Here is a 19,987-nt window from a genome sequence, read left to right on the forward strand (position 1 = left end):
GTCAGTCGCCATGGTCAGTCGGAGAGGTCGCCGAGCCAGCGCAGTGCGGTGAGACCTGGCATGAAGCAGTATTCGCCGCCGCGCGTGACGACGAACCGCGGCAGCGAGCACAGGCGTCGCCGTACCGGCCGCCGGGGAACGATGAAGTCGCCGGAGCCCTCGTGGGATCCGAGGATCGGGTCCTTCGCGTCGCCTGAGCCGAAGAAGACGCCGTCGTTCATCCATTCGGACTGGACGAACTCGAACTGCCGCCCCAGGTGCGCTCCGATGAAGGCGAACATCAGCCCGCGGTCGGCTCCGTCGTCTTCGAGGACGCCTTCGGGCAGCGGCGGGCCGTAGACGGTGCCGCGCCTGATCATCCGGTGCAGCCTCGGCACGCCCGCCACCGCCGCGTCCCGGGGGTTGCCCCGGCGGATGTGACTGCCGCCGGGAGTGATGAATCCCGCCGGGTCCTCCTGCTGATAGAGGAAGCTGTTGCGGTACGGGTCGGCGTCGAGGCCGGGATCGTCGTGCGATGGGCTGAGGGCCAGGGGTGCGCCGCTGCGCCAGCGCCCCATGATCTTCGCTGCCAGCAGTTCCTCGTCCTCGGGGTCGGTGGCGTTGTCCCTCAGGTAGCGCCGGAAGGCGCCGACGCGCTGGTGGAGCTTGCGGAAGGCCACGTAGGTGCCGTTGCGTCCCAGTACGTCCGGCTGAGGGGTCTGGACGCCGCCGAGCTCGTCGGGGTATCCGAGCACGAACTCGCCGGCCTTGAGCGGGGCCTCCAGCCGGTTGGATCCGGCGATGCCGCTGCCCTCGACGGCGGGATGGCTGATGCCGTCGCGGTAGCCGAAGGGTTCGGTCTCGGTGGGCAGCGCGTGGCAGTTCTGCCGCCAGATCGCCGTCACACCGGTCAGCGCGTCGTAGGCGGACCGGGCGCGGTCGATGGCGGCTTCCAGCCGCGCGCTGTCGGGTGCGAGCGCCACCAGTACCACGTGCACGTCCGGCGTGCCGAGCGGCGGCTCCCAGTTCTCGGGGCTGCTCTCACCGATGTCGCTCAGGGCGGCAGCCCGTGCCGCCATGCCCTGCCGGAACTCCCAGGCGAAGGTGGCCAATGACTCGTGAGGGACGCCGAGCGCCTTGAGCCCCTGGTAGGTGAGCGCGACGCTGACCCAGGTCTCACCCAACGGGCTGACAGTGTCGGCGGCCGAGGTCACCACGGCGCTCACCCGGCGCATCAGCTCCCGTCCGTGCTCGCGGTCGTCGATGCGGAACAGGATGTAGGTCGCCGCGTACGGTGTCGGCCTGGGGCTGAGAACGCCGCGCTGGATGTCGTCGAGGTCGAGCTTGACCTGGGCCTGGGTGTGCTCACTCACCGGAACCCGCCTTCCCGCCGTGCTACTTCGCCGAGACGAGGTTGTGCCAGAAGGTGCGCAGGCTCTCGTCCACGCCGAACAGCGAGCTGAAGATCGTGGTGTCGGCGAAGATGACGTCCCCCGCCCGGTCGCCGGCGGGCGGCATCCACAGGAACATGTTGAACTCGGTGTTGCCGGCCTCGGTGAACGGATGCGGCGGTCTGGACATGTCGATGGGCTGCCTGCCCAGTACGTGGATGACGTCCGGGTCGTCGGTGGTCACGGCGTAGTGCGGCAGGTGCATGTGGAAGTTGAAGCTGGACACGCCTTCCAGCCACCCCTTGGTGTCCAGGTCCCTGGCGATGGACAGGGGTGCGCTCTTGTTCCCGTCCGTCACGGCGGGCCGCAGCCCGTAGCGGTTCTCGACGGGGATCCCCAGACCCTCCATCAGCGATCGGGTGTACCTGCCGAAACGTTGCTGGCGGGGGACCAGCGCGTCGCCGTGATGGTGATATTCCATGTTGCGGACAGTCATGTCGTCCGATGCGCCGACGTCGTGATGCGGTCCCAGGGCCAGGCAGGTCCCCTCGCGGGTGAGGAAGTCCCGCACCGCCTCGATCTCCGCGGGCGTGGCGTCCTGACCGGTGATCATGTGGTCCAGTCCCCACACGAACAGGGTGTCCGTGTCCGCCAGCACGCGCTCGTCCAACGGGGTGTGGAAGCCCGCCTGGTCGACGCGCTGGTACACGGGGACCTGGTATCCGGTGGTCTCCTGGACGAACTGCTGGAAGGGCAGCCAGCCCCAGAAGAACAGCTCCAGCCCGCCCGCGATGCCTTGCTGGAAGCGCAGCGGGTCCGACCACTTCGCGTCCTCGTAGGCGGGCCACGTCACGCGCCGCACCTCGGTCATCGTGGAGAACCGGTTGTCCAGCTCGGCCGGGTTCCGGCCCGCCTCGGCGGGGAAGCTCCAGGCCACGTAGATGCTCAACCGGCGCCGGCCCGGGTCGTACGGGCGCGGCACATGGTTCTGGTTGTAGGTGCGCGCGGTTCTGGGCTCGTTCATCTCATCTCCCTGTGGCGGGCGCGAGTGGGTGTCACTGCAATTGGTCGAGCATCTCCGACAGAGCGCTCTTGACCTTCAGAGCCTTCTTGATCTCGTCGGCGGAGACGTACGGGTACTCGCCGTACTCGATGAAGCTCGGGCAGTGGTGTTCGCGGACGAACCTGACGAACGCCTCAGGGTTGGTCTTCCAGTCCTCGGGGAAACCTTCGAGATTCTCGAAGACCGTGTTCACCCCCGCCCTGGTGAACAGGGCGATGGCATCCTCGGTGTACTTGTCGAAGTCGGTGTCGAAGATCCCCTGGTACATGAAACGCTTGTCGTCGTCGAACAGCACCCAGCGCAGGTAGTGAAGCTTGAGCGGCGCGAGAAGATGCGGATCGCTTTCCAGGGCCTTGGCGAGCGTGTAGCCGTAGCCGCGGATGGCCTCGGCGCGGCCGGGTTTGACGTCGGCGATGATGGTGAACCCGTAGCAGGCCGGGGTCCGCGGATAGACAGGACCGTACTTGCCCTGCTCCAGGTGGTCGGTCTCCTTCGGGATGACGACCGCCTGCGGCCTGATCTCCATACTTGTCCCTCTCCCTCGTCCTGCTCGCGGGGGGGACTGAAGCCGCCTGACTGCGGTAATTCTCCCACAACGCGGCGCTGAGTGGCAGCCGAAACCGCAGGTCACCGCAGTCGGACGGCTTCAACAGGGCAGCTCGTACCGAGGTCCGGCCGCGTCCAGCCCCAGGCGGCGGGTGGCGATGTAGGCGGCCCGGCCCACGACGGCGGCGTAAGTGGGAAAGGAGAGGGGGATCCGGGCGAGGTCCTGGACCCGCAGCTGAGCCGTCATCGCCACGGCGGCCACCTGGGTGGTCTCCACGGCACGCTCTCCCACGACATGGCAGCCGAGGATGCGATGACTCGTCCGGTCGACGATGAGCTTGCAGAACCCGACGGTCCGGCCGTCGATGACGGGGCGTGCGGCCGCGTCGAAGCGGACGCTGGTCACGACCACGTCGTGTTCTCGGCGGGCCTTCATCTCCGTCAGTCCCACCTGCGCGTACTCGGGGTCAGTGAAACTGCCGACGGGGCTGATCTGGTCCCACAGGGGGAGTTCCGGACCTCGTACCGCGTTGGTCGCCGCCACGAATCCGGACTGAGCCGCCTGCGGAACCAGCATGAGCCGGCCGGTGACGTCGCCCGCGGCGAAGACGTGCGGCACGGACGTCCGCTGGTAGGCGTCGACGCGCACGAAACCACGCTCGTCGGTCTCGACACCCGCCGCCGGCAGGTTCAGCCCCGCGGTGTCCGCGGACCAGCCGATCGCCACAACGGCCATGGCCGCCTCGGCGCTGCCGGCTTCCCCGTTCCGCGAGAAACGCATGCGCACGCCGTCCGGTGTCTTCTCGAAGGACTCGACGGCGTCCAGGTGGTCGATGATCACCATGCCGCGCTCACGGAAGGCCTCCGCCACGACCGCGGACACGTCTTCGTCCTCCGACGGAAGGATGCGAGGTCCGGCTTCGACAAGCTGGACACGCGAACCGAAGGCGGCGAAGACGGAGGCCACCTGCACCCCTGTCGCGCCACCGCCGATCACGAGCATGGACGGAGGGATCTCGCGCAGCGACCAGGCGTCGCTGTGGGTATGGGTCAGCTCGGCGCCCGGGACGGCGAGTGGCCGGCTGACACCCCCGGTGCACAGGATGACGTTCTCGCCCCGGAACCGCAGCCCGTGGCTGGTCTCGACCGTGTGCGGATCGACGAAGCGCGCAGTGCCCGCATGCTCGTGGACCGCCACCCCCATGCCGTCGACGCGGGCGCGCAGAGCCGTATGGGTCCCGATGTCGTGAACGACCTCGCGCACGCGGTCGAGAAGCCGCGGATAGTCCAGCCGGACGTCGTCGGTGGTGATGCCGTACCGGCCGAGTTGCCGGGCCTCCCGCATCAGACGGGCCGCATGCGCGAGGGTACGGACGGGTACAGGGCCGTCGTTGGCCGCCATCCCACCGAACTGCTCGCGAGTCACCAGAGTGGTACGAGCGCCGAGGTCCGCGGCGCGATGCGCGGCGAAGACACCTGCCGGTCCGGCGCCGATGACGAGGACATCGGTCATGTCGAGTCCTGTGGTCGAAGCGGAAGGTGGCAGGCGGCCACGCGGCCCAGGGCACGGGCCGACGCGGCCGAGACCGTCCACCGCTCTGTCCATCCACTGTAATCGGTCGACTACAGGCGGCATCGAGCCCGGTCGTGGCTTACGAACATGGCGCTGCGGACGGCGACGCCGACCGGGTGGTGAGTGACTGACCTGCGGACGTCGGGGGACCGCTGGAGACAGAAGCAGCATGATCGTCGCCCCTCGGGAGCCACCTCTGGGGAGATCATCAGGCAGCGCATTGGGCGTTCAGGCTGGGCGTGGACGATAACGCCTTGCTGACCTGAGGGAATGCCTGGCACCGTTGATCCCTGGATGACGACCGGAGAAGGAATCATGAGCCGGAACGCGCCCCTGGGGAAGCGCAGGAAGACTCCGCAGGAGAAGAAGCGGCTGAGCTACGCAAAAGATCATCGCAACATCTATGGCGAGAACGACAAGAGTTCCCGCAAGAACATCCGGCGCAACAAGCGGATGCCTCATCGGGCCAACCGCCATCGTGATCACCAGCTTCTCGAAGCCGCCCGGGGCGCCGCCGACGAGCAGTCGAGCGGAGCCGTCGAAGTGCGTCTATACGTCAGGCGGCCCAAGCGCTGGAGGAAGTTGCGTGACGCACCCCTTGGCGAGATCTTGCAGGGGCGTATCGAGCGTCGGGTGAGGGAGGGCATCGACGATCCTGGAGCCGGCCGGAGGCGCATCCGCCGTATTCGTCAGCGGCAGGGGAAGGCGATGGACGGCGACTGATCCGTCCCGAGGAGGGCGCCACCTCGCCAGAGGTCAGACCGCAACCGAAGGCGAGCGCCATCAACGCCAACGCGTCGCCTCAGGCCTGGCCGGACAGATGTTCGGCCCAGCCGCGCAGGCGGCCGTGCTGGAAGCCGGCGAGTATGGCGGGCTGACCTTCTTGGGGGCTTTCATCGACGGCGGGGCCTGTTCGCCGCGTTCCAGCCAGGTCAGCGTGGCGCGCATGTGCCGCAGCCAGGACCGATAGGTCGGCGCCCAGCCCGGTGTTCGGTCGGTACAGCCGGTCAGGACGAACACATCGATTGTCTCGTGCCGCAGCCACGCTTCCGCCCCGGTGGGAGCGGTCGATGCTGCCGGCGACCAGCATGCGCACGTGCCCGCAGATTCGGTCCCATTCCGGCGGAGCGTTCTGCGGCCGGTAGCCGATGATCGTGGCCGAGGTTTCTGCGTCAAGGGTCACACCCCACCCATGGCGGCAGAACAACCTGCCGTTACGCAGGGCGGCGACATCCAGCGAAGGGAACACCTCATGGACCGCCCCACATCGCACTCGCGAACCCGCTCAATACAGGCCGCTTCCTGCGGTCGCAGGCGCAATCCCGCACGTCTGTCTAGATCCACTGCTGACATCATGTGACCGTGGGCATGTTCGAACGCATTGACCGGGACGCTGGCGTCTCAGGCCTGGTCGACATTCTCGCTGCGCTCCCCCCGTCGGACCTCCAGTCGGTCTTGCTGAGCGTTTACCGGCGGCGGGCCGACAACCTGCAGCCGGCGCAAGTCCTACGCCGCTACCAACAAGACCGGTTCTCCGTTATGCCCGCGTCTGATCCGAGGGCACTTACGGCCTTCGACCTGCGGGCATTCACTGTCCTGGCGGAGTTGGGCTTCACCGCCGTGGAACTGTCTCCGGTGTGCCCCCTCGGCACGGTCTCCACCGTGGCCACCGTGAACCAGAACAACGTGGTGACAACTGCGCGTAACGGTGAAGTGGTGGCCGACCCGACCAACGTGCTCGCCCTGGAGGCCGCCGTGCGGCGGCGCACCCAGGAAGTGGTCCGTCTGGCTGCATCTCATCGCGTCGTACGCGCGCAGATGTTTGACCAGCCTGGAGCGTTGCCGCATTTTCGTCTGCTGGCGCTGGCAACGGCGGGGCGAGACCGCGGCTCCAAGTGCTTTGAGCTCGCTGCGCTGGCAGAGCATCTTGACGCCTATCTCCGCCTCGTCGAGGGACTGCGCGTCGAGTTGACGGAGCTCCCGGACGGGCCACGGAAAAAAGACCTGGACGAACAGGTGATAGGTCCACTGGCCGAGCGTTATCCGAATGCGTCGATCGGTCTGGACAACTCCCGCGAGAGCGGGCGCGGCTACTATGTCGCCGCCTGTTTCAAGCTGCGGCTCGGCGGCCTTGAGGTCGGGGACGGCGGCTTCACCACGTGGACCCGCCGGCTGCTCGGCAATGCCAAGGAACGCCTGCTGATCAGCGCGCTGGCTCAGGAGCGGACACTTCAGGCGCTGAAGTAGCAACGTTGTTTCCACATGCGAGATCATCTCGGCATGAGAAACGATCTTTACGGCGCTCGCTCCAGCCAGATCGAACCTACTCGCAAACACCCCATGAGGCGGCGTTCTTGAGCCCGGCAGGGCGGGATCTGCGGGAAGCGGGGTGCTGGGGTTTATGGGTCATGTACGAAGGTGCTGGCACCTTCAGCCTTCTCGGTGTGATTCGTTTCGAAATGACATCATCTCCGCATGAGCTATGACCTTGCAGTCTGGGAGGGCGAGCGTCCCGCAAACGATCGAGAGGCCGGAGAGATGCATGCCACCCTGTACGACCAATACCTCGAGGCAGAGGTGAAGGTTCCGCCGACACCTCTGATCGTGGAATTCGTGCAGCGGCTCCTGCGGCGCTGGCCAGAGGACGGCGAGGTGGATGAGGATGATGTCCCATGGGCGGCATCTCCGCTGATCATGGGGGCCGCGGGCCCCTACGTCTACGTCCCGATGGCGTGGAGCCGCGCGGAGGAGACCTCAGCGTACGCAGTCCACGTTGCAGCCCAACTCGGCCTGCACTACTTCGACCCCCAGGAAAATCGACTTCGAACCCCGTAGCCGCGGTCGAGCCTGCTGCGCCGAGACCAGCGCCCCGTCCAATCTGGGAAGCGATCATGCCGATCTCGGAGATCGATCTTGGCCCGCTCGTGAACACCCCACAAGGTCAAAGGCTCGGTTCCAGCTTCGGAACCGGGCGCTGGTCAGAGGCTATGCCGGTGATCAGTGATCTCGATCGGTGGCGGAGCATCCGCCCAAAGGGCGGACACGGAGTCAGCGAAAAGTCGGCGAACGTCCTCGGCGCTGTTCGACGTAGGCAGATGCCAGGAGCGGCCCGGTTGACCCGTCATCCATGAGGTGAGGTGCCGTTGGTCGCGTCCTCGGACAGGAAGACGTGGTGGTCACCGTGGGGGGAAGATCTCGACGGGCCGGCCGGGGGTGTCGGCGAGGGCGTGGCGGTGGAGCCGGAACCACCAACTGGGGTGCTGCCAGTCGAGTACGAGCAGGCGTTCTGACGGCTTGATCCGTACCGAGCACGGCAGGGGCAGCTTCGTGACGACCCCTGAGGAGCGCCACTCGGCCGGGGCGAGGGTTCGACACATACAGGGCTGTCAGGTCCGTTGACTAACGAGGTCACCATCTTCGGCCGGTTGGTGTCATCGGGGCGAGACCGAGGGCGGCGAGGGCGGCGGCGCCGCGCTCGGCGTGGTCGCCGCCGGCGAGCACGAGGGTCCGCGCGAGCTGGTAGCGGCAGCCGGCGGCGTCGAACGCGTCCGTCGTGGCGAGCAGCGCTTCCTGGTCGCCGTCGAGCAGGGCGCCAGCCCGTTCCACGATGGCGGCGGCGACCGGGTTGCCGGCCACGACGGTGCGGGCCTCGGCCACGATGTCGCGGGCGTCGCGGCTTTCGGCGAGCACGGCGGTCTCGCTGCGCAGCGCGACGTACCAGTGGTGCCAGATCCAGGTGATCCACTTCCACATCTGCCGGGGCTCGGGGGCCATCCGCTCCAGCGCCTCCGGTGCCTGCCCGCGGTGCAGCAGGAGCATCGCGTCGAAGACCGCCCCGTAGCCGTAGGTGTGCTCCGGTGAGCTGCCGAGCCGGCCCAGGATCTCCTGCCAGGCGCGCCTGGCGTCATGGTCGTCGCGCAGGCCGTGGATCATCGCCACACCGGCCACCGCCGGGGCGAGGATGGACCGGGCGGGGCTGCCTGCCCGCTGCCACGCGTCGAGGAACCGGACGCTGCCGGTGAGCACCTCGTCGACGTCGCCCGCCAGCGCGGCGACCATGAGCAGCCGACACGTGGCGCGGTGACCCACCTCCGCCAGCGATGGATGGTCGGCCAGTTGCCGTGCCCATCGGCGGGCGCCCTGCACGTCTCCCGCCCCGAGGCCGGCCTCGGCGACCATGCCGAGCGCGTCGATCAGCTCGTGGGTGCCGGCCGGCGAGATCGGCAGGGACGACAGGAGCATGATCCGGCGCCGGGCCGTGGCCGCGGCGGCGAACGTGTCGCCGGCCCAGCTCTGAGCGCCGGTGAGCGCGTCGAGTGCGGCCGACTCGGCGAGCGGGTCGCCGGTCCGGCGGGCGAGTTCGACCGCGTGCTCGGCGCGCTCACGCGTCTCCGGTACGGCGTTGCCGGGCGGCCCCTGGACGGCGCCGAACGCGTCGGTGAGCACCGCGGCCTCGGCCAGGGCCACCGCCGCCTGCGCGGCCGGATCGTCGCCGGCCTGCTCCCGCGCCTCGGTGATCAGCTGGAGCGCCTCCTCTTGGGACGGGCGCCGCACGAATGTGGTCGAGAACCGGAACGCGATGGTGGCGGCGGTCGCCAGGTCGGCGGCGGCGGCAGCGGCGCTGCACGTGCGGGCGGCGTCCGCGGCGGCGCGGCGCAGGCGGTACATGTCATCGCCGGCTGTCCGGCACCCGGCTACGGCTGCGGCCTGCCGGAGCATCGACGCGGCGGCGGCCGGGTCGGTCGCGAGTGCGGCGGCCTGCTCATAGCGCTGCTGGGACTCGCCGGTCAGGTGACGGGTGAAGGTCAGCTCCGCCAGGCACCGGGCGAGCTCGAACGCCTCGACGCGCAGCTCCGGACGGTTGGCCGCCCACGCCAGGGCGGCGCGGAGGTCGTCGGCCACCAGGTCGAACCGGGCCCGCCAATCTTGGCCTACCACTGCCAAGCCGGCCGCCTGCGCCAGGCACCAGCGAAGGTGCCGGGATCGAGCGTCGATCAGCTCGCCGGCCTCGGACAGCCGCTCCAGTCCGTACTGGCGGATGGTCTCCAGCGCCCGGTACGCGGTCCTGCCCAGGGATGTCGTCACCGTCAGCAGACTCTGTTCGGCGAGCCGGGCCAGGCCGTCGGCGACCAGGCCTTCCTCGTCCTCATCCCCGGTCACCTGCGCCGCCGCCGCGGCGGTGAACGGCGCCACGAACACCGACACCCGGCGCAGCAGCGCCCGGTCGGCCGGCTCCAGCAGGGTGTGGCTCCAGTCCAGCGCCGCCCGCACCGAGCGGTGCCGGTCGTCGGCGCGGGAGCCGCCGGTGAGCATCCGCAGAGGGTGGGACAGGGCGGCGGTGATGCCATCGAACCCGAGCATGGGACAGCGGGCGGCGGCCAGCTCGATGGCCAGCGCCATGCCGTCCAGCCGCTCACAGATCGCGGCCACCTGGTCGCGCGACGGCGGATCCAGCGGCCAGCCGACCGCCGCCGCCCGTTCCATGAACAACGCGACCGCGTCCGACGCGCCATCGGCGGCCAGCGACAGCGGCGGGACCGGATACACCCGTTCGAACGGCACCATCAGCCGGGCCCGGCTGGTCGCCAGCACCGTCACCCGCGGGCACGCCGCCAGCAGCCGTTCGAGGAACAGCGTCACCCCGTCCGCCACGTGCTCGCAGTTGTCGAGCACCAGCAGCGCATGACGGTCGGCCAGCGCGGCGAGCACGGACTCGGTCATGTCGCGGCCGGGCTGCTCACCGAGGCCGAGCGCTCCCGCGACCGCGGTCGCGATCAGGCCCGGATCGGTGACCGGGACCAGGTCGACGAACCACATGCCGTCGGCGTACGCGCCGCTCACCTCCGCGGCCACCGCCAACGCCAACCGGGTCTTGCCCACTCCGCCGGGACCGACCGCGGTCACCTGCCGGTGCGCCTTGGTCATCTCGGTCAGCTCGGCCCGCTCGCTCACCCGGCCGATGAACGAGGTCAGCGGGGTCGGCAGAACCGGTGCCGGGCCGGCGCCGGCCGGCGTGGGCGCACGCTGGGCGAGCGCCCGCCGATCCGGCACCTCCAGCTTGCGCAGCAGCGAGGAGACATGGCTCTCCACGGTACGCACCGAGATGAACAGCCGGGCCGCGATCTCGGCATTGCTGAGATGGGCCCCGATCAGTTCCAGCACCTCGGCTTCCCGAGGGGAAATCTCCGCTCCCGTCACCACCGCCCCAGTTTGCCGCATGCCTTCCGTAAACCATCCGTGCCGGCGATCCGTGGTCACCACGGATGCGCAGCGGCCAAGCCGGGCGGAAAGCTGAGCACACGCAAACAGCCCACGACGACAGGAGTGACCATGACCGGCTCTTCCTCCCAGGAAATCAAGACCGTGCTCCATCCCGTGTCCGATCTGGCCAAGGCCAAGGCGGTGTACGCGGCCCTCCTCGGTGTCGCGCCACAGACCGACTCGTCCTACTACGTCGGCTTCGAGGCCGGTGGGCAGCACATCGGGCTGGTGCCGGACGGTGGGCCGCAGGGCATGACCTCGCCGGTGGCCTACTGGCACGTGCCGGACATCGAGGCGAAGCTGGCCGAGGTGATCGCCGCGGGGGCCACCGTGAAGGAGGCCGCGCACGACGTCGGCGGTGGCCGCCTCGTGGCCACCGTCACCGACCCCGACGGCAACGTCCTCGGACTGATTCAAGACCGATGAACGCCGACGCCGCCGCGACACCGAGCACCGGCTCGCCCACAAGCTCCTTCCCCGGCCAACCCGATGAGAAAGGCAGTGACGAAGCATGAACGGGCATGTCAGCGCCGACCTGCTCGGCGTCGAGAACATCGAGCAGCAACCCAAGAGGCGCGGAATGAGGTTCACGCTCAACGGTGCACTCTGGTCGCTGCAAGCGTTGTTCGGCTTCTTCTTCGCCGGCAGCGGTTTCGGCAAAGTGCTGTTGTACGACGCAGCTTTGTACGCGGCGGCGCCCCGGGCCGTGGCTTGGTACGCCGCGGTGTCGCAGCCTCTGATCGTCTTCATCGGGGTCTGTGAGGTACTCGGCGGCGTCGGCCTGATCCTGCCAGCGATGGCGAAGGTCAAACCGATGCTCACGCCGCTCGCCGCCGCCGGCCTGACACTGACGATGGTCCTCGCCGCCGGTTTTCACATCACGCGGGGCGAGTACGAGCTGGTGCCCGCGAACATCCTGCTGGGTGCCGCCACGGCGGTCGTCGCGGTCGGACGAGGGAGGCTACGGCCCGTCGCACCCGCGCCCCTCACCACCTCACGCGCACTCACGTCGTTCGGGGTCCTCGTCGCACTGGCCCTGCTGACCTTCGTCCCGACGTGGTACACGATGACCAACGTCCACTTCTGATCCCTCCGGTGAAGCCGCCGCCCGGCGTCACACGCGCGGGCGCCTCATCGGCTCCCTTCCACGGTGAGAGCGGCACCCCCCGCGGCGTCGGTGTAGCCGGCGGACTGCAGGCGGAACAGGTGGGCGTACGTGCCGCCCGCGGCCATGAGCTGGTCGTGGGTGCCCTGTTCGGCGACGACTCCGTCACGAAGGACGACGATGAGATCCGCGTCGCGGACCGTGTTGAGCCGGTGGGAGATGAGCAGGCTCGTACGTCCGGCACGGTGCGCGCGCATGCGGGAGTGGACATCGGCCTCGGACTCGGGGTCCAGCCCGGACGACGGCTCGTCGAGGATCATCAAGTCGCGGTCGGCGCGCAGGAACGCCCTGGCCAGCGCGGTGCGTTGCCACTGACCGCCGGAGAGCACCACGCCGGTCTCCGGGTCCTCCTTGTCGGCCTCGGAGGTGAACATTCGCGACAGCTGCGTCTCGTAGCCGCGCGGCAGGGCGGACAGGACGTCGTCTATCCCGGCCCGCCGGGCGGCCACGCGAATCCGATCGAGGTCCTGCAGGGCGTCGAGGGAGCCAAGGCCGACGTTCTCCCGGGCGGTCAGGTCGTAGGTCATGTGGTCCTGGAAGACGCCGCTGATCCGCTCCCGCAGCGCGGCCGGATCCATGTCCCGCAGGTCCACCCCGTCCCACGTGATCGAACCCTGTTGCGGATCGTAGAACCGCAGCAGCAGCTTGACCAGCGTGGACTTTCCCGCTCCGTTCGCCCCGACCACGCCGACCGTGGCCCCGTGCGGGATCCGCAGCGAGACCCCGCGCAGGATCCACGGGTGGTCCGGCGAGTACCGGAACCAGACGTCGTGCAGCTCCAGCCCGCCGGCGAGCGGTCGCACCGGCGTCGGCACGGCCGGCACCGGCAGGTCGGGGGCGGCACGGACGATCGCCACGTGGTGGCCGAACATGAGCAACCCGCTGTACACCCTGCTCGCCGTGGAGATCAACGTAGCGGCCCCGCCGAACGTGGAAGCGACCGCCACGGCGAACATCGACACATCTCCCACCGACAGGGCCCCGGCGCGGGCGGCGAACGTCGCCCACGCCAGACCTCCCGCTGACACGACCGCGCCCAGCGCGCCGAGCAGCCCCTCGGCGCGCAGCTCCCGGCCGTCCATCCGCCGCCGCTCCTCGTTGACCAGCGTGAGTTCGCCCAGCAGCCGGTCCCGCAGCCAGCCACCGATGCCGAACAGCCGGATCTCCTTGGCCGCCTGGCCATCGGCCAGCAGCCCGCCGTAGAAGATCTGCCGCCGTTCATGGGGGGACATGTGCATCATCATCGCGTTGCGCCGCCTGGACAGCCTCACCTGCACGACCAGGCCAGGTACCGCGGCCACCGCGGCCACCAGCGTCATCACCGGCGACACCACCCACAGGGCGGCGGCGAACCCGATCAGGCTGATCATCGACTGCACAGCCATGAACCCGCCCGTGACCAGCGTCTGACCGGCATCCGCCGCCTGCTGCCCCAGCCTGAGCCGGTCCAGCACGCCCGGATCCTCGAACCGCGCCAGCCCAGCGAACCGTAAGGTCGCCGAGAACAGGTCGGCCGCCGCCCGCACGGCGAACGCCCGCCCCAGACAGTCACCCAGATACTGCGACAGATGCGGCAGCCCGGCGGTCGCCACCGCGAGCGCGCCGAACAGGCCCACACGCCAGGCCAGCGCGGCAGGGGCGACCGCCGGGTCGGGGATCCCGTCCACGAGCAGCTTCATCGCCCACGCCGACGCCACGGGGGCCAGACCCTGCACCACGACCACGAAGGCGTGCACCGTCATCATCCCCGGCGCGGCCTGCGCCGAGATCCGTACGATCTCGGCCAGCGAGGCGCCCAGCCCGGTCCGCGGCAGCGCCGGGGCGCCCTCGTCCTGCGTCGTCGCCCGCGGCAGGCCGGAAAGCTCCTCCGCGGCCTCAGGCTGCATGGGTGCCGGCCCGTTCGACGAGCAGGCCGACGACGAGAACGGCGGCGAGATAACCCATGAGGAGCATCCCATCTGAGTTGTTCATATAACGCCTACGATATAGCCCGCGGAATCATGTAGTGATTTTGTCCCGATATCGTGACAATCCTCGGCTGCAACCATGCGCTCGTCAGGGAGCGCGGCGACGGCATCTGCGGCAAGGCTTTCGCGGATGAAGGTTGTCAAATGATGGCGAAGCGGCGCTGTCGCCCGTATCGCGAGATCGCGCACGTGCAAGCGCAGGACAAGGCCGTTGTGGCCAGGAGGAGCTGCGCGGATCACCGCTAGTAGCGTTTCGCCCACTCTGGCCGCTCTTGACGCCCTGTCATTGCCTTGCTTAAAGTCCAAGCGTCACAATCAGGTCAATCCACTCGCCGCCGAAGTACGTAAACGTACAGACAGTAATTGTATCGAGGGGAAGTGATCGAAATGACCTCCGTCATCGGCCGCATCGCTGATCGGGTCCTCGCGTCGGTCGTGCCGAAGCTGAACGCGTCGGCCATAGGGAAATGCGTGAGGAGTACATACCGTACGAACTCCGGGTGTCCTGGCACGGGCGTCAAGGTATGCACGGTGTACGAGGACTGCACCAACGGCTCTTACCTGTACACCGTGTGCGGGCCGTGCATCGTCGGCTAATGCAGCCCAGGTGAGGCCGTCATCGGCCAGATCCGTTGATGGCGGTCTCAACCAGGTTCGAACTTCGTCAACGTCGCCTGGTCGGCCTGCGATAGGTGACGACTTCGTCGCCCGGTCCCGGGTACGCCATGATCAGCAGCCGCTGGGTGCCGTACTCCTCGCCCTTCCAGGGAAACCAGGCGAAGTGCACGCGGATGCGGTAGTGGCCCTTGCGGCCGTTGAGCGACAGGTCGGGCAGTTCGATGCCGCTCAGACCGTCCATGAAGCTCATCCTGCCGCTCTGGTTGGCGTAGCCGACCTCGACGACGTCGTCCCAGCCCTTGGTCTCGACCGGTGGGCGGCGCGGGTAGGTCTCCAGCGTGACACAGACGTGGAAGTCGGAATGCGTGTCCACCGTCACGCGGCCCGGCCCGGCGGTGACCGGGCCGGCGGAGGCGCTCCTGCCCTCGCCGGCGACATCCTCGTACAGCCCCAACCCCGCCTCCGGCCACTCCGGCTCCTTGAGGCGGATCGCCTTGGCGGGCTTGATGAGCGGATGGTGGCGCGGGGTGGCGTCGCATTTGCGCTGCTCCTCGGCCAGGAACTCCTCGAATTCGCGATTGTCGGCGGCTGCCCTCGCCGAGACCTCTGCCTTCGCGGCCGGGCAGATCCCGGCGAGCACCCCGCTCAGGTTCCCGACGTTCACCCCTTCCACCTCTCGCAGGCGGGCCAGTTCGCGTGGGTCCTTGCGGGTGTAGACGGCGCAGAGGCGACGGCCGTGGGCGAGCAGCACCTGGTCAGGCGTGGTGGCGGCGAACGTGAGCACGTTCTGCTGGCGTACGGCGCAGATGAAGGCGAGCGAGCCGGTCCGCGGCGGAGGTTCCACGGGCCGGCCGTCCGTGTCCCAGCGCTCGGGAGGCGAGCAGTCCTCGGCCGTGGTGACCGGGCCGCGTGACTGGTCGGCGGCCGGCACGAAGCACAGGGCGACGGAGGTGGCCAGCGCCGTCACGAGCACGTGGTGGCGCAGGCGGGCGGCGGGTGGGGCGCCGTACAGGGCGAGCAGGATGAGGGCGGAGGCGGCGAGCGCGGCGCTGTACCACAGCGGGGAGAGCCCGAAGAGGATGTCGCCGTTCTCGTTCCGGTCGAACAGCCCGTCCGGGTACAAGGCCAGCCGCTGGTCGACCGTCTCGGGGATGAGTTGCCGGTCCGCCTCGGGGTTCGTGGTGAGCGAGGTGACGACGCCGGCCGCCGCGGCGAGGGTCAGGATCAGCATCGTGGCACGCAGCAGCCGCCTGGTCCTGCGGACGACGGCGATCAGGACCAGTACGGCGGGGGCGCCGACTCCGATGAGCATGTCCCCGGCGACCCAGAGCACCGTCGCCGGGTAGCTGACGTACCCGTGGAAGAAGTCGTCGACCGCGCCCCTGGGGCCGGTCCACACAGGCATGCCGTCCGCGAGGTTGACGGCCGCGGGGATCAGCGGGACCACCACGGCCACGGCGGCGAGGGGCCACGCCCGCGCGGGTGCGAGCCGTACCGGAGGAGCCGGAGACGGCACCGGGGGCGGGCCGCCCAGGTCGTGGGCGGAGCGGGCCTGCCACACCGTCCCGAAGACGTCCAGGACGCTCAGGACCATGAGCAGCACCAGGTCGTAGTCGACGCCCCAACCGCCGAACGCGACGATCGAATGACTTCCCGACGACAGCAGCGACAGCGCCGCCCAGGCGCCGCCCATCCGCACGGTGCCTCGCCTCCAGCGCCCGTCCCTGGCCTGGCCGGCCAGGACCGGCACCAGCCACAGCAGGTAGACGGCGTTGCCGAGCTGGTACGGAGCGACGAACTGCACGACGGAGTACTGGCCGAGGCCGTAGGCGACGGTGGAGGCCACGCCCATGGCGGCGCTCGCCAGCCCGGCCACGAGCCCGAGCAGCCGCAGCCATCGAGGCAGGGCCCCGGCGAGGACCACGAAGAACAGCCCGACGACGGCGAGGTTGAGCAGGTCGGACGGCAGGCCCAACCACCACAGGTACGGAATCGGAAGCCGGTACAGCAGCGTGCAGGCGACGCTGAGGTACAGGGCTGCCCGTAACAGCCGGACGGGCCTGTCGTCGGCCGCTGCCGTGCCGGCCGGCCGCCCGCGCAGTACCTGCCAGTAGGCCCAGCCCTGCAGGACTCCTCCCGCGACCATGAGGAGCTCCACCCACCAGGTGTAGGGCATGAAGTCCGGGTCCCACCCGCCGGTGACGATCTCGCGCAGCAGGGCGGGGTCGCCGGTGGCCAGCGCGCGGACGCCGGACACGATGACCGCGGCCACGTAGATGGCGGCGAACAGTGCGGCGATTCTGCCGAAACGATAGCGGCGCACGAAAGATCCTCGGGCACGAGCGGACAGGGTCCGAACAAAGGCGCCCAACCCTAACGAGCCGCCACCGAAACGATCAAGGGCCGTGATGAGTCCACGGTTTTCCTCACCTGAGCGCCTTGGCGCATAGCGCTTCGCGCCCGCTCGTGAACGCCTATCGCGCTTCGCGGCGATACAGAGGTGTGCGTACATGGATGAGCTGGATCGCCGTCGTCCCCTTCGCCGGGTGGGCGCTGGTGCGGCTGAGCGGGTTCGAGCCGGACTGGCCGTGGGTGCCGGTGGTGGCGTACACGCCGTACGCGGCGGCCGGGGCGGTGGTCGGCGCGGCGCTGGCGTGGCTGCTGAGGCGCCGGGCGGCGGGGGTGGTGGGGATCGCGGCCGTGACGGCATTGGGGATCGCCGTCGTGCCCCGGGCCGTCGCCGACGGCAACCCGGCGGCGGACGGGCCGGTGCTGCGGGTGCTGTCGGCCAACCTGATGGTGGGCCAGGCGGACACGGACCAGCTGATGGCCCTGGTCGGCCAGGTGCGGCCGGACGTGCTGACGTTGCAGGAGCTCACCCCGGACGCCCTGCGGCGGCTGGAGGAGGCGGGGGTGCGCGAGCGGTTGCCGCACGCCGTCACGCGCCCGTTGCCCGGGGTGGGCGGGTCCGCCGTGTACGCGAGGCATCCGCTGACGGCCGGAGAGACGATCAAGCTGGGTGCGTTCGGGCAGGCCAGGGCATGGCTCGCCCATCCCGGTGGGGACCGCGTGGAGATCGTCTCCGTGCACCCGTGCGCGCCCAGACGCGTCGGCCGGCAACCGTGCTGGCAGGGTGGCCTCCAGGCGCTGCCGCGCGGCCGCGGGCAGTTGCGGCTGCTGGCGGGGGACTTCAACGCCACGCTCGACCACCTGCCGATGCGTGAGCTGCTGGCGTCCGGATATCGGGACGCGGCCGACGTCATGGGCCGCGGATTCACGGCCACTTGGCCGCGGGCGCTGGGCCGTACGTGGCGGCTGCCAGGCGTGACGATCGACCACGTGCTGGCGGACTCGCGGATGGCGGTGCGCGACTTCCGCGTGCTGGAGTTGCGGCACACCGATCACCGGCCGGTCTTCGCCGAGGTCAGGCTCCCGTGAACAGCCGCCGCCAGAGCCGTCGTCCTGCTTGGGCGGCTACGCGAACGGGCCCATGGAGGGACGGTCTTTCACCCGGTCATGGATGCGGCGCAGCCACGGCTGCGTCGCGTCTGCCGCCAGGCGCTCCAGCGTGCTGAGGAACACTCGCCCGTCGGGACGGAAAAGACTGTGCGGCAGCAGCGGGGGCGGGTCGTCGCGGCGAACGACGGCAGGCATCCCGTACGCCGCCGGCGCGAGCCGCCGGTCATCGTGGAACGCCAGGTACGTCCACACGTCCGCGGCCAGGGGCACCACCGCTTCCGCGTCGCACGGCCATACCTCACCGGTCTGCGGGTGCCGCGGCACCAGGGCGATGTCCGGGGTCTCGGCGGGCAGGCCGGGCCCGGCCAGGACGAGGTGGCGTTCCGCTGGCCCTGGAGGGAGCAGGCCGTCGATCGCCCGGCGGAACACCTCCGCCACAGGCCCCTCCGGGACGGACACCCGCTTACCGCCCGAGACCGTCAGCAGGTGCGCCAGTGCCACCGCGACCGCGGCCCTCCACAGCGGGCTCCAGTAACCACGCGGATCGACGGGCGGTGTGCTCGGCAGTTCCGTCCAGTCGATCACCCGTTGGACGGGGCCGGCGACGGCGACAGGGCGCACGGCTTCCGGCTCCAGCCACACCACCTGCCAGAACCCGCAGTCGTCGACGCGGGTCGCGACCGGGCGGCCGCACTCGGCGCACGCCAGGTTGGGGCCGTACTGGCCGTCCCAGCCGCAACAGCAGCCGCCCAACCGCTCCGGGATGAAGACGGTTCCGCGGACGTCGCCCGGCGCGATCGCGATCCTGTCCGGGGGGCCCGAGACGCAGTACGTCAGCAGTCGGACGCCTCGCTCCTCCGGCTCGGGCCTCAACGGTTCCCAGGGCCGGCCGTCTCCGGGGTCCACCGCGTACGTCCCCGGCTCCAGAAGACCGGGGAGCAGATCATGGCCGTACTTCTGGTGAGCGTGGTCGGGAAGCGCCACCCGCGTCACCCTCGCGGTCATCACGGCGCCGCACTCCGCACAGGCGAAAACGACCAAGCAGCCTCCTTGGTGGGAACGGCGCGATCATGGTGACACAACTCGTTCGGGAGCCTCCAGGGTCACCGCGGCGCGAGGCCGTCTGGGGACGGGAGGGCTTCGGTGATCATGAAGTGTCGGTCGAGGGCTGAGACGAGCCGGTCGGTCAGTCCGGGGGTGGTGGTCGCCGCCCATTGCCGGGCGAGGTCGAGGAACCCGGCGAAGGCACGGCGTGCAGGGCGCCAGAGCGGCGATGTCGATGTCCGCGCCGGGCCTTTCTGGGAGACGATGGCACTCGGCTTGACCGTTCCGGATGGAGGTCGATGGTGCGGACCCGACGAGGTGCCCGGATCGTGCTGCTGGATCAGGACGATCGGATTCTGCTGGTCCAGCACCGGTACGACGGTGTCATCGTCGTTACCGGTTCGCAGGTCCGGGAGCTGTTCTGGGTGCCCCCAGGTGGAGGGCTCGAGGGAGACGAGGACTTCTTCCAGGCCGCTCGCAGGGAGCTGCTGGAGGAGACCGGGCTGACGGAGGTCGAGTGGGGGCCGTGTCTGTGGACCCTCGACGCGGACGTTCGGTGGGGTGACGAACCCCTGCGGGTGCACGAGCGGTACTTCCTCGCGCGGGCGCGCGGCGCGGAGGCCGTCACCCGCGCCCACCTGGAGCCGGATGAACGGCAGGCGATCGTGGAGCATCGATGGTGGTCCTTGGCTGAGCTTGTCGCGGCCGAGGCCACGGAGACTCTGCGGCCCGTGGGACTTCCGGGGCTGTTGGCCGAGGTGCTGGCCGTAGGGGGACGACCGTCGGGTGAGCCGCGGGCCCTGCGCGTGTAGGAGCCCTGTCCTGCTGGAGTCACCCGGGGAAAAGGGTTGGACGGGGTGACGCGCGTGCTTGTAGCTTGCAGCTGACCGTGACACCGCCCGAGGAGGTGAGACCCATGAA

At 69.6% G+C, this 19,987-nt stretch carries 18 protein-coding genes; 7 read left to right on the plus strand and 11 right to left on the minus strand.

Annotation, left to right across the window (positions count from 1 at the left end; all coding sequences use genetic code 11):
• Positions 1-14: 14 nt before the first annotated feature.
• The 4 genes from HT134_RS24935 to HT134_RS24950 all read right to left on the minus strand — a co-directional run bounded on the left by HT134_RS24935 (position 15) and on the right by HT134_RS24950 (position 4,573).
• Positions 15-1,352, minus strand: a complete 1,338-nt coding sequence (locus HT134_RS24935; protein ID WP_175602871.1) for a Dyp-type peroxidase — start codon at positions 1,350-1,352, stop codon at positions 15-17.
• A 22-nt stretch (positions 1,353-1,374) separates the two neighbouring features.
• The gene (locus HT134_RS24940) at positions 1,375-2,394 is read right to left on the minus strand and encodes a hypothetical protein (RefSeq protein ID WP_175602872.1); all 1,020 of its coding nucleotides are present in this window, start codon (positions 2,392-2,394) and stop codon (positions 1,375-1,377) included.
• Positions 2,395-2,425: 31 nt separating this feature from the next.
• Positions 2,426-2,959, minus strand: coding sequence for a hypothetical protein (locus HT134_RS24945; RefSeq protein ID WP_175602873.1), 534 nt, complete (start codon positions 2,957-2,959; stop codon positions 2,426-2,428).
• A gap of 120 nt (positions 2,960-3,079) precedes the next feature.
• The gene (locus HT134_RS24950) at positions 3,080-4,573 is read right to left on the minus strand and encodes a dihydrolipoyl dehydrogenase family protein (protein WP_175602874.1); all 1,494 of its coding nucleotides are present in this window, start codon (positions 4,571-4,573) and stop codon (positions 3,080-3,082) included.
• Between the two features lie 294 nt (positions 4,574-4,867).
• On the opposite strand from HT134_RS24950, the gene HT134_RS24955 reads away from it, so the two are divergent.
• Positions 4,868-5,275 (plus strand): hypothetical protein, encoded by a 408-nt coding sequence (locus tag HT134_RS24955; protein WP_175602875.1) that lies wholly within the window; start codon positions 4,868-4,870, stop codon positions 5,273-5,275.
• A 79-nt stretch (positions 5,276-5,354) separates the two neighbouring features.
• Here the strand turns inward: HT134_RS24955 and HT134_RS24960 are convergent, their stop codons facing one another.
• Entirely contained in the window at positions 5,355-5,735 is a 381-nt protein-coding gene (locus HT134_RS24960) for a hypothetical protein (protein ID WP_175602876.1), read from the minus strand.
• Between the two features lie 179 nt (positions 5,736-5,914).
• Here HT134_RS24960 and HT134_RS24965 point away from each other — a divergent pair, with 179 nt between their 5' ends.
• On the plus strand, positions 5,915-6,799 hold the full coding sequence (locus HT134_RS24965; protein ID WP_175602877.1) for a tetratricopeptide repeat protein: 885 nt from the start codon (positions 5,915-5,917) through the stop codon (positions 6,797-6,799).
• Between the two features lie 228 nt (positions 6,800-7,027).
• Entirely contained in the window at positions 7,028-7,387 is a 360-nt protein-coding gene (locus HT134_RS24970; RefSeq protein WP_175602878.1) for a hypothetical protein, read from the plus strand.
• A 341-nt stretch (positions 7,388-7,728) separates the two neighbouring features.
• Here the strand turns inward: HT134_RS24970 and HT134_RS48145 are convergent, their stop codons facing one another.
• Together HT134_RS48145 and HT134_RS24980 are read right to left on the minus strand one after the other, a co-directional pair.
• Complete coding sequence (locus HT134_RS48145; RefSeq protein WP_175602879.1) at positions 7,729-7,929, minus strand: DUF2716 domain-containing protein; 201 nt, start codon at positions 7,927-7,929, stop codon at positions 7,729-7,731.
• A gap of 31 nt (positions 7,930-7,960) precedes the next feature.
• Positions 7,961-10,771, minus strand: coding sequence for an ATP-binding protein (locus HT134_RS24980; RefSeq protein ID WP_175602880.1), 2,811 nt, complete (start codon positions 10,769-10,771; stop codon positions 7,961-7,963).
• Between the two features lie 111 nt (positions 10,772-10,882).
• Here HT134_RS24980 and HT134_RS24985 point away from each other — a divergent pair, with 111 nt between their 5' ends.
• The gene (locus tag HT134_RS24985; protein ID WP_175602881.1) at positions 10,883-11,239 is read left to right on the plus strand and encodes a VOC family protein; all 357 of its coding nucleotides are present in this window, start codon (positions 10,883-10,885) and stop codon (positions 11,237-11,239) included.
• Between the two features lie 85 nt (positions 11,240-11,324).
• The gene (locus HT134_RS24990; protein ID WP_175602882.1) at positions 11,325-11,900 is read left to right on the plus strand and encodes a DoxX family protein; all 576 of its coding nucleotides are present in this window, start codon (positions 11,325-11,327) and stop codon (positions 11,898-11,900) included.
• 44 nt (positions 11,901-11,944) lie between these two features.
• Here the strand turns inward: HT134_RS24990 and HT134_RS24995 are convergent, their stop codons facing one another.
• On the minus strand, positions 11,945-13,864 hold the full coding sequence (locus HT134_RS24995; RefSeq protein WP_175602883.1) for an ABC transporter ATP-binding protein: 1,920 nt from the start codon (positions 13,862-13,864) through the stop codon (positions 11,945-11,947).
• 745 nt (positions 13,865-14,609) lie between these two features.
• Complete coding sequence (locus HT134_RS25000) at positions 14,610-16,886, minus strand: DMT family transporter (RefSeq protein WP_175602884.1); 2,277 nt, start codon at positions 16,884-16,886, stop codon at positions 14,610-14,612.
• Between the two features lie 191 nt (positions 16,887-17,077).
• Between HT134_RS25000 and HT134_RS25005 the strand changes: the two genes are divergently transcribed.
• The gene (locus HT134_RS25005; protein WP_175602885.1) at positions 17,078-18,001 is read left to right on the plus strand and encodes an endonuclease/exonuclease/phosphatase family protein; all 924 of its coding nucleotides are present in this window, start codon (positions 17,078-17,080) and stop codon (positions 17,999-18,001) included.
• A 36-nt stretch (positions 18,002-18,037) separates the two neighbouring features.
• On the opposite strand, the gene HT134_RS25010 is transcribed toward HT134_RS25005, so the two are convergent.
• On the minus strand, positions 18,038-19,063 hold the full coding sequence (locus tag HT134_RS25010; protein ID WP_175602886.1) for a hypothetical protein: 1,026 nt from the start codon (positions 19,061-19,063) through the stop codon (positions 18,038-18,040).
• A gap of 62 nt (positions 19,064-19,125) precedes the next feature.
• Positions 19,126-19,437: a hypothetical protein gene (locus HT134_RS25015; protein WP_175602716.1), complete on the minus strand. Its 312-nt coding sequence runs from the start codon at positions 19,435-19,437 to the stop codon at positions 19,126-19,128.
• On the opposite strand from HT134_RS25015, the gene HT134_RS25020 reads away from it, so the two are divergent.
• The gene (locus HT134_RS25020; RefSeq protein WP_217708315.1) at positions 19,396-19,878 is read left to right on the plus strand and encodes an NUDIX hydrolase; all 483 of its coding nucleotides are present in this window, start codon (positions 19,396-19,398) and stop codon (positions 19,876-19,878) included. The two genes, HT134_RS25015 and HT134_RS25020, sit on opposite strands and share 42 nt — an antisense overlap.
• Positions 19,879-19,987: the final 109 nt, after the last annotated feature.

It is taken from the genome of Nonomuraea rhodomycinica, assembly GCF_013363995.1.
Lineage (GTDB): Bacteria > Actinomycetota > Actinomycetes > Streptosporangiales > Streptosporangiaceae > Nonomuraea > Nonomuraea rhodomycinica.

What these genes read in the sequence shown, in the direction of transcription:
- HT134_RS25005 (WP_175602885.1), top strand. Translation starts at nt 17,078, where the DNA reads ATGAGCTGGATCGCCGTCGTCCCCTTCGCCGGGTGGGCGCTGGTGCGG.
- HT134_RS24985 (WP_175602881.1), top strand. Translation starts at nt 10,883, where the DNA reads ATGACCGGCTCTTCCTCCCAGGAAATCAAGACCGTGCTCCATCCCGTG.
- HT134_RS24990 (WP_175602882.1), top strand. Translation starts at nt 11,325, where the DNA reads ATGAACGGGCATGTCAGCGCCGACCTGCTCGGCGTCGAGAACATCGAG.
- HT134_RS24970 (WP_175602878.1), top strand. Translation starts at nt 7,028, where the DNA reads ATGAGCTATGACCTTGCAGTCTGGGAGGGCGAGCGTCCCGCAAACGAT.
- HT134_RS48145 (WP_175602879.1), bottom strand. Translation starts at nt 7,929, where the DNA reads ATGTGTCGAACCCTCGCCCCGGCCGAGTGGCGCTCCTCAGGGGTCGTC.
- HT134_RS24995 (WP_175602883.1), bottom strand. Translation starts at nt 13,864, where the DNA reads ATGCAGCCTGAGGCCGCGGAGGAGCTTTCCGGCCTGCCGCGGGCGACG.
- HT134_RS24980 (WP_175602880.1), bottom strand. Translation starts at nt 10,771, where the DNA reads ATGCGGCAAACTGGGGCGGTGGTGACGGGAGCGGAGATTTCCCCTCGG.
- HT134_RS24940 (WP_175602872.1), bottom strand. Translation starts at nt 2,394, where the DNA reads ATGAACGAGCCCAGAACCGCGCGCACCTACAACCAGAACCATGTGCCG.
- HT134_RS24955 (WP_175602875.1), top strand. Translation starts at nt 4,868, where the DNA reads ATGAGCCGGAACGCGCCCCTGGGGAAGCGCAGGAAGACTCCGCAGGAG.
- HT134_RS24945 (WP_175602873.1), bottom strand. Translation starts at nt 2,959, where the DNA reads ATGGAGATCAGGCCGCAGGCGGTCGTCATCCCGAAGGAGACCGACCAC.